9 protein-coding genes, 2 tRNA genes and 3 rRNA genes are annotated in these 16,584 nt (G+C 40.2%); 10 read left to right on the plus strand and 4 right to left on the minus strand.

Annotated elements, in window-relative coordinates; translation table 11 throughout:
• Window positions 1–75 precede the first annotated feature (75 nt).
• The 4 genes from metH to ALGA_RS11800 all read left to right on the plus strand — a co-directional run bounded on the left by metH (window position 76) and on the right by ALGA_RS11800 (window position 6,229).
• Entirely contained in the window at window positions 76–3,747 is a 3,672-nt protein-coding gene (metH, locus tag ALGA_RS11785) for a methionine synthase (RefSeq protein ID WP_096429488.1), read from the plus strand.
• 78 nt (window positions 3,748–3,825) lie between these two features.
• Complete coding sequence (gene metF, locus ALGA_RS11790; protein ID WP_096429489.1) at window positions 3,826–4,785, plus strand: methylenetetrahydrofolate reductase [NAD(P)H]; 960 nt, start codon at window positions 3,826–3,828, stop codon at window positions 4,783–4,785.
• A gap of 260 nt (window positions 4,786–5,045) precedes the next feature.
• Entirely contained in the window at window positions 5,046–5,585 is a 540-nt protein-coding gene (locus tag ALGA_RS11795) for a hypothetical protein (RefSeq protein ID WP_145957619.1), read from the plus strand.
• A gap of 11 nt (window positions 5,586–5,596) precedes the next feature.
• Window positions 5,597–6,229: a hypothetical protein gene (locus ALGA_RS11800; protein WP_096429491.1), complete on the plus strand. Its 633-nt coding sequence runs from the start codon at window positions 5,597–5,599 to the stop codon at window positions 6,227–6,229.
• A gap of 76 nt (window positions 6,230–6,305) precedes the next feature.
• Here the strand turns inward: ALGA_RS11800 and ALGA_RS11805 are convergent, their stop codons facing one another.
• The 4 genes from ALGA_RS11805 to ALGA_RS11820 all read right to left on the minus strand — a co-directional run bounded on the left by ALGA_RS11805 (window position 6,306) and on the right by ALGA_RS11820 (window position 10,079).
• A complete protein-coding gene (locus tag ALGA_RS11805; RefSeq protein ID WP_096429492.1) occupies window positions 6,306–7,247 on the minus strand; it encodes a 2-hydroxyacid dehydrogenase in 942 nt (313 codons plus the stop codon).
• A gap of 199 nt (window positions 7,248–7,446) precedes the next feature.
• Window positions 7,447–7,944: a hypothetical protein gene (locus ALGA_RS11810; RefSeq protein ID WP_096429493.1), complete on the minus strand. Its 498-nt coding sequence runs from the start codon at window positions 7,942–7,944 to the stop codon at window positions 7,447–7,449.
• 36 nt (window positions 7,945–7,980) lie between these two features.
• Complete coding sequence (locus tag ALGA_RS11815) at window positions 7,981–9,321, minus strand: dihydroorotase (RefSeq protein WP_096429494.1); 1,341 nt, start codon at window positions 9,319–9,321, stop codon at window positions 7,981–7,983.
• A 26-nt stretch (window positions 9,322–9,347) separates the two neighbouring features.
• A complete protein-coding gene (locus tag ALGA_RS11820) occupies window positions 9,348–10,079 on the minus strand; it encodes a polyprenol monophosphomannose synthase (protein WP_096429495.1) in 732 nt (243 codons plus the stop codon).
• An 851-nt stretch (window positions 10,080–10,930) separates the two neighbouring features.
• Here ALGA_RS11820 and ALGA_RS11825 point away from each other — a divergent pair.
• The 6 genes from ALGA_RS11825 to rpsO all read left to right on the plus strand — a co-directional run bounded on the left by ALGA_RS11825 (window position 10,931) and on the right by rpsO (window position 16,564).
• Window positions 10,931–12,450: ribosomal RNA gene (locus tag ALGA_RS11825) — 16S ribosomal RNA — on the plus strand.
• Window positions 12,451–12,593: 143 nt separating this feature from the next.
• Window positions 12,594–12,667: transfer RNA gene (locus tag ALGA_RS11830), tRNA-Ile, on the plus strand.
• Window positions 12,668–12,755: 88 nt separating this feature from the next.
• Window positions 12,756–12,829, plus strand: a tRNA-Ala gene (locus ALGA_RS11835).
• 118 nt (window positions 12,830–12,947) lie between these two features.
• Window positions 12,948–15,823, plus strand: a 23S ribosomal RNA gene (locus ALGA_RS11840).
• Between the two features lie 103 nt (window positions 15,824–15,926).
• Window positions 15,927–16,037 (plus strand): 5S ribosomal RNA (gene rrf / locus ALGA_RS11845).
• The 16S, 23S and 5S rRNA genes sit together here with 2 tRNA genes alongside, the layout of an rRNA operon.
• A 257-nt stretch (window positions 16,038–16,294) precedes the next feature.
• Window positions 16,295–16,564 carry a 30S ribosomal protein S15 gene (gene rpsO / locus ALGA_RS11850; RefSeq protein ID WP_096429496.1) on the plus strand — a complete coding sequence of 90 codons (270 nt, stop codon included), beginning with the start codon at window positions 16,295–16,297 and terminating at the stop codon, window positions 16,562–16,564.
• The last annotated feature ends 20 nt before the right edge of the window (window positions 16,565–16,584 follow it).

Genomic DNA, 16,584 nt, shown 5'->3' on the forward strand with positions numbered 1-16,584 from the left:
TACAGAATAAACATCATTTTTTGATTGAACAAAAGAACAGTAATACCGCAATATATCTAACAGTCGCAAATTAATATGGAACATAAATTTACATCTATTAAAGAAGCATTACAGAAGCAAATTCTTGTTTTAGACGGTGCTATGGGAACAATGATTCAGGCACACAAGTTGACTGAAGCAGATTTTCGTGGAGCGCGTTTCTCCGATTTTTCAAATGATCAGAAAGGACATAATGACCTACTGACTTTAACTCAACCTGAAATTATTAAAGGGATTCATCGGAAGTTTTTAGAGGCTGGAGCCAATATTATTGAGACCAATACCTTTAATTCCAATGCAATATCACTTGCTGATTACAAATTGGAAGAACTGGCTTATGAGCTGAATTTTGAAGCCGTGAAAAATGCCCGCGCTGCAATTGAGGAAATGAATGCAATTGATCCGGATACGTCGCGTTGGGTGGCAGGAGCGATTGGTCCAACCAACAAAACGACTTCTATGTCGCCAAAGGTCGAAGATCCTGGTTATAGAGAAGTAAGCTTCGACGATTTGGTGCGAATTTATTCTGAACAAATAAATGGATTGCTGGATGGTGGAGTAGATGCGCTACTGATAGAAACTATTTTTGATACCTTAAATGCAAAGGCTGCTGTTTTTGCCGCCGATTTATTGCTGACAGAAAGAGGATTGGATACGCCAATCATGATTTCAGGAACCATTACTGATAATAGTGGTCGTACGCTTTCCGGACAAACACTGGAAGCATTTGTGACTTCGATGAAATGTGATCGCTTGTTGAGTATTGGATTGAATTGTGCTTTTGGAGCTAAAGATTTAGTGCCATATATTCAGCAATTAGATACTTTACTGCCTGTTTATGTGAGTGTTTACCCAAATGCGGGTTTACCTAATGAGCTAGGAGAGTACGACGAAACTCCTGAAACCATGTTGAGTGATTTGAAAGAATTGCTCGAAGGCAGAAAAATAAATATTGTGGGAGGTTGCTGTGGAACCAGACCAGAACATATCAAAATTTTAGCCGATGCGGTGAAAAATGCAATTCCTCGTGCAATTCCTATTGTTGAAAAGGAAACTCGCTTGAGTGGATTGGAATTGCTTCGAATTAATTCGCTGGCCAATTTTGTGAATGTAGGAGAGCGCACCAATGTGTCGGGTTCTATAAAATTTGCACGTTTAATTCGTGAGAAAAAATACGAAGAAGCACTTTCCATAGCTCGCAATCAAGTTGAAAATGGCGCGCAAATTATTGATGTGAACATGGATGATGCCATGTTGGATGCCGAAAAGGAAATGGAAATTTTCTTGAAGTTATTGGTGACTGAACCAGAAATTTCTCGTGTTCCTATCATGATCGACTCCTCGAAATGGTCGGTGTTGGAAACAGGATTGAAATGCGTACAAGGAAAATGTGTGGTCAATTCAATTTCTATGAAAGAAGGAGAAGAGGAATTTATCGATCATGCGACAAAAATAAAAAGATACGGTGCTGCCGCAGTTATCATGGCTTTTGATGAAAAAGGTCAGGCAGATACTTACGAACGAAGAATTGAAATCTGCGCGAGAGCGTATAAAATATTAACCGAAACAGTTGGTTTTCCTGCTGAGGATATCATTTTTGATCCTAATGTTCTGGCAATTGCGACAGGTATCGAAGAGCATAACAATTACGCGGTCGATTATATGAAAACGGTAAAGTGGATCAAAGCCAACTTACCACATGCTAAAATCAGTGGTGGAATCAGTAATCTGTCATTCTCTTTCCGTGGAAACAATACGGTTCGGGAAGCCATGCATTCGGTTTTCTTGTATTACGCCATAAAAGAAGGTTTGGATATGGGAATTGTGAATCCTGGAATGTTGCAGATTTACGATGAAATTGAACCTGAGCTTTTGCAAAAAGTGGAAGATGTGGTTTTTAATCGAAACCCTGAGGCTACTGAAAGACTTATCGAATTTGCCGAAGGATTAAAATCGGAAGGGAAAGTTCAGGTGAAGATCGATGCCTGGAGAGAAAAACCTTGTTTCGAACGACTTTCTTATTCTTTGGTGAAAGGAATAACCGATTACATAGAACAAGATGCCGAAGAAGCCAGACAATTATTGCCTCGTGCCTTGGATGTGATTGAACAACCTTTGATGGATGGGATGAACATTGTTGGTGATCTTTTTGGAGATGGGAAAATGTTCTTGCCTCAGGTCGTAAAATCAGCCAGGGTAATGAAAAAAGCTGTTGCTTATCTTCAACCTTTTATCGAGGATGAGAAAAATAGCCTCACCGATGCAAAAAATTCCGGGAAAATATTGATGGCTACCGTTAAAGGTGATGTTCACGATATTGGAAAAAATATTGTTGGAGTCGTTTTGGGATGTAACAATTTTGAGGTGATTGATTTGGGCGTTATGGTTCCAAGTGCAAAGATCTTGGAAGTTGCCATCAAAGAAAATGTTGATGCCATTGGTTTAAGTGGCCTGATTACCCCTTCATTGGAGGAAATGTGTTTTGTCGCCGAAGAAATGAAGCGTCAAGGCTTCAATATTCCTTTGGTAGTAGGTGGAGCAACGACTTCGGAATTGCACACAGCGGTAAAAATTGAACCAAACTACGAGAATGGTGTGGTTCATGTTGTTGATGCTTCCAAATCTGTTGGGATCTTTAAGCAATTGTGCGATAAAAACAAGAGGGAAGGTTTGCTGGAAAAAACTCGTGATAGATATGAAATTGTGCGTGAAGAGCATGAGAATAAAAAGCCCGTTGAGTACTACACTTTAGAGGAGGCACGAAATAATAGAGAACAAATAGATTGGGAAACGGCTCCTATTTGTAAGCCGAACAAAATTGGCACGCAGGTATTGACTAATTTTTCGATTGGGGAGATACGCAAATACATCGATTGGACCTTCTTTTTTGTAGCCTGGGAGATGAAATGCATGTATCCTGAAATTATGGAAGATGAGGATTTGAAGGAGGAAGCTAAACTACTATTCGATGATGCCAATTACATGTTGGATGTAATTGAACGTGAAGGATTGATTGAAGCGAGTGCGGTTTATGGTTTGTTTCCTGCCAATAGCGTAGGCGATGATATTGTATTGTATACCGATGAGGATAGATCGGAAGAAATTACCAGATTCTGTGCTGTTCGTCAGCAAGAGAAGTTCAAAAAAGGACTGAGTAGTTTGTGTTTGAGCGATTTTATTGCTCCCATTGAATCGGGAAAAATTGATTATGTAGGAGCTTTTGTTGTGACTGCAGGTTTGGGAATTGAAGATATCTTACAGAAATTTGCCGAAGATCATGATGATTACAACAGCATCATGATTAAGATTTTGGCGGATAGATTGGCTGAGGCTTTTACCGAATTGTTACACGAAAAAATCCGTAAACAAGATTGGGGATATGATACCGATGAGGATTTGAACATTGAGGAAATGCTTCGCGAACATTATCAGGGTATTCGTCCTGCTTTTGGATATCCATCATTGCCTGAGCATTCCGAAAAACAAGTGCTTTGGGATTTTATGGATGTAGAAAAGAACATAGGAGCAACATTAACCGAAAGTTTTGCCATGTATCCGGCAGCTTCGGTAAGCGGATTGATTTTCGCGCATCCCGAGGCAATGTATTTCACTGTTGATAAAATAAAGGAAGACCAATTGAAGGACTATGCATCCCGAAAAGGAATATCCGAAGAGAAGGCTAAGAAGCTATTAACAGCTATATTATAATACACAGTAACGAGTAATTAGTGAAAGGTTGATTGTATTATAAACTGGATACGAATTACTAATATCTAAAATTAACCAATGAAAGTAATTGAATTATTAAATCAAGCAATTGAGAATAAAACCACACATTTCTCTTTTGAATTGTTGCCACCTTTGCGGGGAAACAGCATAAATAAAGTTTTTAATACCATCGATAAGCTGAAGGAATTCGATCCGAAGTACATCAATATCACTGCGCATCGCGATGAAATGGTGTTTTCCGAATCAGCAAGCGGAATTATTGAGAAGAAACTTACGCGAAAGCGTCCGGGGACAGTAGCGGTTGCTGCTGCAATTAAAAATGAATACAAAATAACTGTTGTTCCACACATAATTTGCAGTGGTTTTTTACCCGAGGAAACTGAAAATGCTCTTTTAGATCTAAATTTTCTGGGTATTTATGATTTGTTATTGCTTCGTGGAGACTCATCTTCTCGTCACGAATTTATTTCCAGTGAAGGAGAGCACAAATATGCGGTTGATTTAATCAAGCAAGTAGATGAAATTAATAAAGGTAATTTTTTAGATGGAACTCATGTAGAGCCTTTTGCAACTCCTTTTTCTTACGGTACTGCCGGATATCCCGAAAAACATGAGGAAGCGCCTAATTTGGATTCTGATATTTATTGGTTGAAAAAGAAAGTGGATGCCGGAGCAGAATATATCGTTACCCAAATGTTTTTCGATAATCAGAAATTCTTCGATTTTGTGAAGAAAGCAAGAGCTGCGGGCATTACTGTACCAATTGTTCCTGGAATTAAGCCTATATCTGCTTTAAGCCAATTAACGGTGCTTCCGCAGATTTTTAAAACCGATATTCCTGAAGCCTTAGCTGCCGAGGTTCGCAAATGCAAAACCAACGATGAGGTAAAACAAGTGGGAACCGAATGGGGAATTCAGCAAGGAAAAGAACTAATCCAACATGGGGTTCCTTCTCTGCATTTCTATACATTAATGGCAAGCAATTGCGTGAGAGATATCGCAAAAGCAATTTACTAAGGATAAAGACTTAACAGCCCTGATAGCTGTCGAGGGTCGAAAACCCTGTAAGGGTTAAATAATTTATCTGTTGAAAAGAAAAGATTGACTCGTTTATCATCATGATAAACGAGTTTTTTATGAGAAGTAATTATTTTTTTATAATTATGTACTACTCACTTTTAGATTATACATCTTAATTCAAAATTGATAATTCTCAATGAATGCACAATAAATTAGAGATTGACGTGTTTTGACAGAGAATGAAAAAGTTTATTAAAATGAAGAGAAAAATAATTTTATTGAGTTTGATGTTTGTTGCAATAGTCGGGAATGCTCAGGTTTTTAATACATCTGGGGTATTAAGAAGTGGAGAGGCAGCAATTGGCTTTGAACCTTCGATGTTAGCATTCGATGGATCAAATGAATTTTTAATGTTTTTCCATGCTGGAGTAGGTGTTGGAAGAAATATAGATTTGGGAGCTAAGATTGGTGCTTTCGGTGATGAAAACTATTATGGTGGTGATGTTGAGTTTGGAATCAGCAAAAATCTGTCTTTATCAGCAGGAGCACACCATTTTCACGATTTTGGTTTTGATGGAACCGCCAATATAACCGTACCGCTGGCTTCCGGAACCAAATTAATTACGGGCTTGGATATGGATATCAATTTTGGTGATGAAACGACAATCCCGCTTTGGGTTCCTATCGGTATAAGAGTTTCAATTGGCAATGGTTGGTCTGTAATAATGGAAGCAGAAATAGAGTTGACCGATGAGGCTTATCATTATTTTGGAATAGGAATGGCTTACGGCTTTTAAATAAATCAGATATGGAAGAAGAGAAATCAAGTATTCAGCTATTAAAGGATTTTGCTAAGAAATCTGGTCGAACAATTGAGTTTGCAGAACAGGCTTACGATTCCTGTGCAATGCAGCCAATTGTTTATCATGAAAGAAGCTTGTACATTCCAAATCATTCAAATGCCAACACTTACTTTGTTTGCTATAACAACCCCAAAAGTGTAAATGGGAATGACAACTATAGTGGAGTATTCTTCACTATTCCTGTTCCTAAATCCACGAAAGTGTTAGTTCGGAAGCGATTCTTTTTCGATAAATTAAATTTTTTCTCAAAAAGCAAAGCTTATAAAACAGGTACCGATAGTTTCGATTCTCAAGTTGTATTCGAGGAATCTGATTTTGTAGGTGGTGATAAAATATTCACCAATAGTAAAGTGCAAGAATTAATTAAAAAAGCTTTTCAGTTTGATAAAGGTTTGCGCATAGCAATCAATAGTATTAGTGTTGATTTTGTTCCAGAGCTGAAAGGCCATTCCCATTTTGGAATTTTTGTAACACAGAATTGGTTTGTTGAGCCTGAAAAAATTGAAATGCTGTTTCAGTTTGTTGAGAAAATTAGAAGTCATGTGATTCGGGAAGAAGAGACCGGTTTCACTGATTAGATTTGATCATACCTATTATAGAGCAAAAGCCTCAATTCGTTTAAAGAATTGAGGCTTTGTTATCTTTTGCTTATGTCTATCTCCCAAACTCATCAATAATTTTCTGAGCCGTAACTTCCGATAGTTTAATGTTCGATTCGTGAGTCCAGCCACCAACATGTGGACTCAACAATACCTTTTCCGATTCAATTAAATATTGGAATTCTGCAGGTAGTTCCGATGCATGCAGATCTTCAAAAGAAGTCTTTTCGAATTCCAATACATCCAAACAAGCACCTTTTACCTGTCCTGAGTCCAGATTTTTAACCAAATCAGCAATGCGGACAACTTTTCCGCGGGCCGTATTAATAAGGTAGATTGGTTTTTTGAATTTTTTTAAGAATTCATCATTCACCATAAACATCGTTTCTTCAGTTTGTGGCACATGCAGACTCAAAACATCACATTGCTCAAACAAGTCTTTCAACTGTTTTTCTTCACAAAACTCATCCGAGTAATCGAATTTATATTTGTCGTAAGCAATTACTTTGCAACCGAAACCTTTTAGGCGTTGGGCAAAAGCACCTCCCATATTGCCATAGCCAATAATCCCAATGGTTTTCCCTTTTATTTCGATGCCTCGATTTTCTTCGCGTCGCCACATTCCATTGCGAACTTCCCAATTGCATCGGCACAAATTATTGAAAAGAGTAAGCAACATCCCAACAGCATGTTCGCCAACTGCATCACGATTTCCTTCCGGAGCATTAAAGCACCTTATGCCTTTGCTTTCGGCGTATTCTACATCAATATTTTCCAATCCAGCACCAACACGACCAATAAATTTTAAATTAGTGGCCTGGTCCAATTCTTCCTTGTTCAGCGTAAATTTACTTCTGATAATAAATCCGTCGAATTCAGGAAAAATAGCCAAAAGTTCCTCTTTGTTTTTTTCTGGAGCATAGGTGCATTCAAAACCCGCTACTTCAAGCATTTCTGGTAATCGCGCGTGAGTTGAATCTATAAATAATACTTTCATTTTTTTTAGATATGAGATTGTAGATGTGAGAAGTTTAGGACCCTTTTTCTTAGGCAAGGTTCCGTATTCTCAAATTCCATACAAAAGTAGATGTAAATTTAGAAAATGAACAATTTGTCTGGATGTATTAATTGTGGCCAATGCACAATGACTAAAATTTAATTGTTCTTAGTTTAAAATCTGCGAAAAGCAGAACGGATTATTTTTTATTAGCATCTAATTTTACCACAAAACTAGCCTTGTAACCTCTTATATTCCCTACTGCATCATAGAGTTCGTAGCCAAACATCATTTTTTTAACTCGCTTGGTAAGAGAAAGTTTTTCCGAATCCCAATACCATTCCTCTTCAAACTGAATGTTTCCGGTTTTATGAATCAAATCACTCTCAGATACGATTTTTTCGAGTTCGGGAATTGATAACTGATGATTGTCGTAATAATCAAAGGCCGGTAAATCCCCATTTCTTGCAGCATTTACAATGTCATTTACCAATTCGAAGGTATTGGTATTCGCCAAACATTCAGTTTTCCAATCATCCTCAGGATTCGGATTGTTTACCAAAACTTCATATATAATGGGATTGGCAATTTTTACACCCGTAAATTCTTTCGATACGGATTCTTCTTTTTGCTGACAGGAAAACAAAAACAGCCCTGAAATAATCAGAGCTGTTTGTATAATCTTATAGTGTTTCATATTTTAAATTTACACCTTTTATCTTTAGACTGTATCTTATCTCTCAAAACTCAATCTCATCCCTTTATTACTCTCATTAAATGCGCCATTATCGTATGCCAAATGTCCATTTACAAAAGTTTTGTCTACTTTATATTGGAATGTTTCTCCATCAAAAGGAGTCCATCCACATTTATATAGCGCATTTGCGTTGGTAGCTGTCCAGTCATCTTCTTTTAAAAGAACCAAGTCAGCAAAGTATCCTTTGCGAATAAAACCACGTTTCTCAACCTGAAAAATTTCAGCAGGAGTGTGGCACATCTTCTCAACAACCTTTTCCATGCTAATTTTTCCTCTACGTGCTTGTTCCATCATAGCTACCAAAGAGTGCTGAACCAAAGGACCACCACCGGCAGCTTGCATGTAATTACCATCTTTTTCTTCAGGAGTGTGAGGTGCATGATCCGTTGCAACAACGTCCAACCTGTCATCCAAAAGAGCTTCCCAAAGCGCATCCTGATCTTTCTTAGTTTTAATTGCAGGGTTCCATCTAATTCTCGATTTCTTAGTCAGGTAATCCTGATCATCAAACCATAAATGATGAACACAAACCTCAGCGGTTATTCTTTTATCTTTTGCAGGAATCGAATTATCGAACAAATCCATCTCCATCGCACTCGATAAATGCAGAATGTGCAAACGCGTATTGAATTTTTTAGCTAGTTCAATAGCTTTCGATGAAGATTTGTAGCAAGCTTCCGCACTCCTTATGATACCATGATACTCCATTGGAATATCATCACCGAATTTTTTTTGATATTCGGCCTGATTTTTATCAATAGTAGGAGAGTCCTCACAGTGGGTTGCTATTAACATCTGCGATTTTTCAAAAATCTGCGAAAGCGTTTCAATATCGTCCACCAGCATGTTTCCGGTCGATGATCCCATAAATATTTTAATACCACAAACCGTTTTCGGATCAGTTTTTAATATCTCATCCAAATTTGTATTCGTAGCACCCATATAAAAGGAGTAATTTGCCAAAGACTTTTCAGCACCCAATTTGTAACGTTCAGTCAATAATTCCTGAGTTACAGTTTGTGGTTTCACATTTGGCATATCCATAAACGAGGTAGTTCCACCAGCAACGGCAGCTCTCGATTCGGTATACAAATCACCTTTTTGTGGCATTCCCGGATCGCGAAAATGAACCTGATCATCAATAACACCAGGAATCAGTAATCTTCCCGCCGCATCAATAACCGTCCAATTCTCATCCACAACATCAGGTTCCGAAGTGAAAATCTCTTCAATTATTTGATCTTTTACCAGCACACTGCCGGCAAACTTTTTACCTTCATTAATAATCAAGGCATTTTTAATTAGAAAACTTGACATTTGGTTAGTTATAGTATTGTGAAAATCTATCGTTCGTATTTGGTGAAAAAGCTTCTCAACTTCATTTTTATCACACCCCAAACAGCTTCATTAAAAATTCCACCACTCATTTTCGAGGTTCCTTGGGTTCTATCCGTAAAAATAATCGGTACTTCAATAATGTTGAAACCATATTTCCACGTAGTAAATTTCATTTCAATCTGAAAAGCGTATCCCTTAAATCTGATCTTATCCAAATCTAGAGTTTCTAAAACCTTCCTTGTATAGCATTTGAAACCGGCAGTAGCATCATGAATTTTCATTCCTGTAACAAAACGAACATATTTCGAAGCAAAATACGACATCAGAACTCTACCCATAGGCCAATTTACAACATTTACACCAGAAACATAGCGCGAACCGATAGCCATATCGCCACCTTTTTCCGAGCAAGCCTTATATAAGTGAACTAAATCTTCCGGATTATGCGAAAAATCAGCATCCATTTCAAATACATATTCATAATTGTGTGCCAAAGCCCATTTAAATCCTGCAATATATGCCGTGCCCAAGCCAAGTTTGCCCTTACGTTCTATTATATGTAGTTGCGAAAACTCCTTTTGTAGTTTTTTTACAATAGCAGCAGTCCCATCAGGCGAGTTATCTTCTATTACAAGAATATCAAAAGGGGTATCTAACGAAAAAACCTTTCTTACAATTGCTTCAATGTTTTCTTTTTCGTTGTAAGTAGGAATAATAACAATGCGATTTGTCACCATGAGAGAATTAATGAGTTAAAATAGTTTTGTGCTACGAAGATAATATATCTGGGTAAAATCTTTTCCGAAGGATAGTTAAAAAGCTTAAAAATCTTCATTTTATTCTGTCCATTCCCAATTACCTGTTATAAAAGCAGGCAATTGGTCGGGCTCTTCGCTAAATCTTTTACCTCGTCCCTCGGTAAAAGGATACCGCTTCTATCCCTAATGGGAACTATTTCGCATTCTTAGCGAACGATGTATTATTAACTATCATTGGTAAGCATTCGCTAATTTAATTTTTTTTCAATTTTTTTTAGTCAGATCTTCAGATCGTTAAGCTGATTTTGTGAACTAGCTCACAAAAAGCATTTGGAAGTGGGGAAAATAATCGTTTATCTTTGCACCGCTTTCAACGGAAGGTGTGCAACGGTTTAAGTGATTTGGAGAGTAATTTTTAGCTTACAAAAACCGGAGTTTATTTTTTTTGAAATTTTTTTGCTTTGGGATTAGGATATGTTGATTTAAATCGATTATCTTTGCACCCGCTTTAAGAGTTAACGAACTCACTGAGCCACTAGGAAACAAAGGGTTTGAGAGTGAAATTAGCTTGAAAATAAAAGTAAAAAAAGATTTGCAGTTGTAGAATTTAATTGTCTATATTTGCACTCGCTTTTGGAGACAGTAACGACTGTCTTTTATAAGAAGATTATTTAGAACAGATCGCCTATGTTTCGGCAGAAAGTGATCGCCCAAGTTCTTTGAAAATATTGAAAACAACAAGTTAGGTAAATACAAGAATAAAACCTTGTCAATAAAAATTACGATAACTTCAATACATCCATGAGCAGAATTATAATAAAAGTTTTTTTACAACGAAGAGTTTGATCCTGGCTCAGGATGAACGCTAGCGACAGGCCTAACACATGCAAGTCGAGGGGTATAAGTAGCTTGCTACTTAGAGACCGGCGCACGGGTGAGTAACGCGTATGCAACCTACCTTTTACTGGGGAATAGCCCAAAGAAATTTGGATTAATACCGCATAATATATTTGAATCGCATGGTTTAAATATTAAATCTTCGGAGGTAAAAGATGGGCATGCGTAGCATTAGTTTGTTGGTGAGGTAACGGCTCACCAAGACTATGATGCTTAGGGGGTCTGAGAGGATAGTCCCCCACACTGGTACTGAGACACGGACCAGACTCCTACGGGAGGCAGCAGTGAGGAATATTGGTCAATGGGCGCAAGCCTGAACCAGCCATGTCGCGTGCAGGATGACGGCCCTATGGGTTGTAAACTGCTTTTTTACAGGAATAAACTTTGCTACGTGTAGTGAACTGAAGGTACTGTAAGAATAAGGATCGGCTAACTCCGTGCCAGCAGCCGCGGTAATACGGAGGATCCAAGCGTTATCCGGATTTATTGGGTTTAAAGGGTCCGTAGGCGGGCTTTTAAGTCAGTGGTGAAATCCCAGAGCTCAACTCTGGAACTGCCATTGATACTGAAAGTCTTGAATTTAGTTGAGGTGGGCGGAATACGTTATGTAGCGGTGAAATGCATAGATATAACGTAGAACACCGATTGCGAAGGCAGCTCACTAAACTAACATTGACGCTGATGGACGAAAGCGTGGGGAGCGAACAGGATTAGATACCCTGGTAGTCCACGCCGTAAACGATGATTACTCGTTGTGCACAATACACCGTGCGTGACTGAGCGAAAGCATTAAGTAATCCACCTGGGGAGTACGTTCGCAAGAATGAAACTCAAAGGAATTGACGGGGGCCCGCACAAGCGGAGGAACATGTGGTTTAATTCGATGATACGCGAGGAACCTTACCTGGACTTAAATGTAGATTGACCGGCTTAGAAATAGGTCTTCTCTTCGGAGCAATTTACAAGGTGCTGCATGGTTGTCGTCAGCTCGTGCCGTGAGGTGTCGGGTTAAGTCCCATAACGAGCGCAACCCCTATCGTTAGTTGCTAACAGGTTAAGCTGAGGACTCTAGCGAGACTGCCACCGTAAGGTGAGAGGAAGGTGGGGATGACGTCAAATCAGCACGGCCCTTACGTCCAGGGCTACACACGTGTTACAATGGCCAGTACAAAGGGCTGCTACCAGGTGACTGGATGCTAATCTCTAAAGCTGGTCTCAGTTCGGATCGGAGTCTGCAACTCGACTCCGTGAAGTTGGATTCGCTAGTAATCGTAGATCAGCAACGCTACGGTGAATACGTTCCCGGGCCTTGTACACACCGCCCGTCAAGCCATGGAAGCCGAGGGGACCTGAAGTACGTAACCGCAAGGAGCGTCCTAGGGTAAAATTGGTAACTGGGGCTAAGTCGTAACAAGGTAGCCGTACCGGAAGGTGTGGCTGGAACACCTCCTTTCTAGAGATTGGAAGTATTGTATATAGATATTGTAATTCAGATAATGGTTTTATCTGTATTTCCTAACTGACTGTTTTCATTAATTTATTTATACCATAACCCATAGCGTTAGGGTGTTTTCACCGCTAAGCTGATAGGTATTTAGTCCTGTAGCTCAGTTGGTTAGAGCACTACACTGATAATGTAGGGGTCCGCAGTTCAAATCTGCGCAGGACTACTATTTAATTGGTAATTATAAATTAATAATTGGTAATATTTTATTATTAATTGTTAATTATTCATTATTAATTGAAGTGAAACGATATGGGGGATTAGCTCAGTTGGCTAGAGCGCCTGCCTTGCACGCAGGAGGTCATCGGTTCGACTCCGATATTCTCCACACAAATACTATGGTGTATTTAAAGTTCTTTGACATATTGAAACAAAATTAAAGTAGAAGTAACAAGTAAAGAGACATAGATGAATTTCGGTAACGAGATTTATTTTTGTTAACACAATAAGAAGTAATTAAGAGCGTATGGCGGATGCCTTGGCTCTCAGAGGCGATGAAGGACGTGATAAGCTGCGATAAGTCATGGAGAGGTGCAAATAACCTTTGACCCGTGAATTTCCGAATGGGGCAACCCATCTATTTATAGATATCCCGCAAGGGAAGCAAACCCGGAGAACTGAAACATCTAAGTACCCGGAGGAGAAGAAAACAAAAGTGATTCCCCTAGTAGTGGCGATCGAACGGGGATCAGCCCAAACCTATATTGTTTCGGCAATGTAGGGGTTGTAGGACTGCGATATGAGAAGTGGCGTGAAGTGGAATTGTTTGGAAAGACAAATCACAGAGGGTGATAATCCCGTACACGAAAGCAAAATGAATCTAGCAGTATCCTGAGTAGCGCGGAACACGAGAAATTCTGTGTGAATCTGCCGGGACCATCCGGTAAGGCTAAATACTCCTGAGAGACCGATAGTGAACAAGTACCGTGAGGGAAAGGTGAAAAGCACCTCGAATAGAGGAGTGAAATAGTACCTGAAACCATACGCTTACAAGCGGTCGGAGCTACCTTGTGTAGTGACGGCGTGCCTTTTGCATAATGAGCCTACGAGTTACTCCTCACTAGCGAGATTAAGCACTTCAGGTGCGTAGTCGAAGCGAAAGCGAGTCTGAATAGGGCGTAAAGTTAGTGGGGGTAGACGCGAAACTTGGTGATCTACCCATGGTCAGGCTGAAGCTCTGTTAATCCAGAGTGGAGGGCCCAACCCGTTGACGTTGAAAAGTCTTGGGATGAACTGTGGGTAGGGGTGAAAGGCCAATCAAACTGAGAAATAGCTCGTACTCCCCGAAATGCATTTAGGTGCAGCGTCAGAGTCGAGAGTTATAGAGGTAGAGCTACTGATTGGATGCGAGGGCTTCACCGCCTATCAAATCCAGACAAACTCCGAATGCTATAACTTATATCTGGCAGTGAGCCCATGGGTGCTAAGGTCCATGGACGAGAGGGAAAGAACCCAGACCATCAGCTAAGGTCCCCAAATGTATGTTAAGTTGAACTAACGAGGTGAGATTGCATTGACAGCTAGGATGTTGGCTTGGAAGCAGCCATTCATTTAAAGAGTGCGTAACAGCTCACTAGTCGAGCGATCTTGCATGGATGATAATCGGGCATAAAACATACTACCGAAGCTATGGATTTAGAATTTATTCTAACTGGTAGGGGAGCATTCTAGCGGCGCAGAAGCAGTGTGGTAATGCATTGTGGAGCTTCTAGAAAAGCAAATGTAGGCATAAGTAACGATAATGCGGGTGAGAAACCCGCACGCCAATAGACTAAGGTTTCCTGATCAACGCTAATCGGATCAGGGTTAGTCGGGACCTAAGGGGTAGCCGAAGGGCGAACTCGATGGACAACAGGTTAATATTCCTGTACCGGCGCCAACTGCGATGGGGTGACGAAGAGATGAAAGCACCGCGAACTGACGGAATAGTTCGTTGAAGACCGTACGTGATGAGAGATGTAGGCAAATCCGCATCTTGAGCTGAAAGTCGATAGTACTGCAATGCTACGGCAGCGCAGATAGTGTGCCTAATTTTACTTCCAAGAAAAACCTCTAAGCTTCAGGTTGGTGCTGCTCGTACCTCAAACCGACACAGGTAGTCAAGTAGAGTATACTAAGGCGCTCGAGTGATTCATGGCTAAGGAACTCGGCAAAATAGTCCTGTAACTTCGGGAGAAAGGACGCTCTCAGCGATGAGAGCCGCAGTGAAATGGCCCAGGCGACTGTTTATCAAAAACACATGGCTTTGCAAAAACGAAAGTTGAAGTATAAGGCCTGACACCTGCCCGGTGCTGGAAGGTTAAGTGGAGATGTTAGTTTCGGCGAAGCATTGAAATGAAGCCCCAGTAAACGGCGGCCGTAACTATAACGGTCCTAAGGTAGCGAAATTCCTTGTCGGGTAAGTTCCGACCTGCACGAATGGTGTAACGATCTGGGCACTGTCTCAGCCATGAGCTCGGTGAAATTGTAGTATCGGTGAAGATGCCGATTACCCGCAACGGGACGGAAAGACCCCGTGCACCTTTACTGCAGCTTCACATTGATTTTGGGTAAGTAATGTGTAGGATAGGACGGAGACTACGAAGCGGCCTCGCTAGGGGTTGTGGAGTCAACCTTGAAATACGTCCCTTTGCTTATCTGGAGTCTAACGTCTAACGACGGACAGTGTGTGGTGGGTAGTTTGACTGGGGTGGTCGCCTCCAAAAGAGTAACGGAGGCTTCTAAAGGTACCCTCAACACGTTTGGTAATCGTGTGTAGAGTGCAATGGCACAAGGGTGCTTGACTGTGAGACAGACAAGTCGATCAGGTACGAAAGTAGAGCATAGTGATCCGGTGGTTCCGTATGGAAGGGCCATCGCTCAAAGGATAAAAGGTACGCCGGGGATAACAGGCTGATCGCTCCCAAGAGCTCATATCGACGGAGCGGTTTGGCACCTCGATGTCGGCTCGTCACATCCTGGGGCTGGAGAAGGTCCCAAGGGTTGGGCTGTTCGCCCATTAAAGTGGCACGCGAGCTGGGTTCAGAACGTCGTGAGACAGTTCGGTCCCTATCTGTTGTGGGCGTTGGAAATTTGAGAGGATCTGACTCTAGTACGAGAGGACCGGGTTGGACGAACCTCTAGTGCATCTGTTGTGGCGCCAGCTGCATTGCAGAGTAGCTACGTTCGGAAGGGATAAGTGCTGAAAGCATCTAAGCACGAAGCCTACCTCAAGATGAGATTTCCTTTAAGGGTCGTTGGAGACTACGACGTTGATAGGTTGCAGGTGTAAAGGTGGTGACACCAAAGCCGAGCAATACTAATTACCCTAATACTTCTGAGTGCGGGGTTCATCATTGAATCTTTTCAATGTTATTTTTGCTTTAATTTTTCGATATGTCTATGATATTATCTTGAGGGCTATGGTCCAATATAGATTAATGATTTTAGGTGTCTATTGCATCGGGGTTCCACCTCTTCCCATTCCGAACAGAGAAGTTAAGCCCGATTGCGCCGATGGTACTGCCGACTGGTGGGAGAGTAGGTCGACGCCAACTTTTAAAGAGTCTTATTCCAACTAGGAGTAAGACTCTTTTTTTGTGCCCTAAAATTGCCGAAAGGTGCAATGGACAGGGAAGAATAAATCGTCTCAATTAGTTAATGCTCTATTTTGATAGTAATTCACAATATTTCAGCAGTTTGAGAAGATGTTTTTATATACTATATCTTGCTTTGTAGAAAATATTGCTTAATTTTGCGAACTGATTGTATTGTGCAATCAGTTTTTTAAGTTTAATTTTTTAAAAGAAGTATTATGTATTTATCAGCAGAGAAGAAGCAAGAGCTTTTCAAAGAGTACGGGAAGTCTAACAAAGATACTGGGACTGCAGAATCACAAGTAGCTTTGTTTTCATACCGTATCAGTCACTTGACTGAACATTTAAAGAAAAACAGAAAAGATTACAGTACCCAACGTGCACTGCAATTGCTAGTAGGTAAGAGAAGAAATTTTCTTGATTACTTAAAAGCAAAAGATATTGAAAGATACAGAGCTATAATTAAAGCTTTAAATATTCGTAAATAATATCATATTAAAGCAATCCC

This window comes from Labilibaculum antarcticum, from assembly GCF_002356295.1.
Classification (GTDB): Bacteria; Bacteroidota; Bacteroidia; order Bacteroidales; family Marinifilaceae; genus Labilibaculum; species Labilibaculum antarcticum.

Coding starts and splice junctions, on each gene's coding strand:
- metH (WP_096429488.1), top strand. CDS start 76: ATGGAACATAAATTTACATCTATTAAAGAAGCATTACAGAAGCAAATT.
- metF (WP_096429489.1), top strand. CDS start 3,826: ATGAAAGTAATTGAATTATTAAATCAAGCAATTGAGAATAAAACCACA.
- ALGA_RS11795 (WP_145957619.1), top strand. CDS start 5,046: ATGAAGAGAAAAATAATTTTATTGAGTTTGATGTTTGTTGCAATAGTC.
- ALGA_RS11800 (WP_096429491.1), top strand. CDS start 5,597: ATGGAAGAAGAGAAATCAAGTATTCAGCTATTAAAGGATTTTGCTAAG.
- ALGA_RS11805 (WP_096429492.1), bottom strand. CDS start 7,247: ATGAAAGTATTATTTATAGATTCAACTCACGCGCGATTACCAGAAATG.
- ALGA_RS11810 (WP_096429493.1), bottom strand. CDS start 7,944: ATGAAACACTATAAGATTATACAAACAGCTCTGATTATTTCAGGGCTG.
- ALGA_RS11815 (WP_096429494.1), bottom strand. CDS start 9,321: ATGTCAAGTTTTCTAATTAAAAATGCCTTGATTATTAATGAAGGTAAA.
- ALGA_RS11820 (WP_096429495.1), bottom strand. CDS start 10,079: ATGGTGACAAATCGCATTGTTATTATTCCTACTTACAACGAAAAAGAA.
- rpsO (WP_096429496.1), top strand. CDS start 16,295: ATGTATTTATCAGCAGAGAAGAAGCAAGAGCTTTTCAAAGAGTACGGG.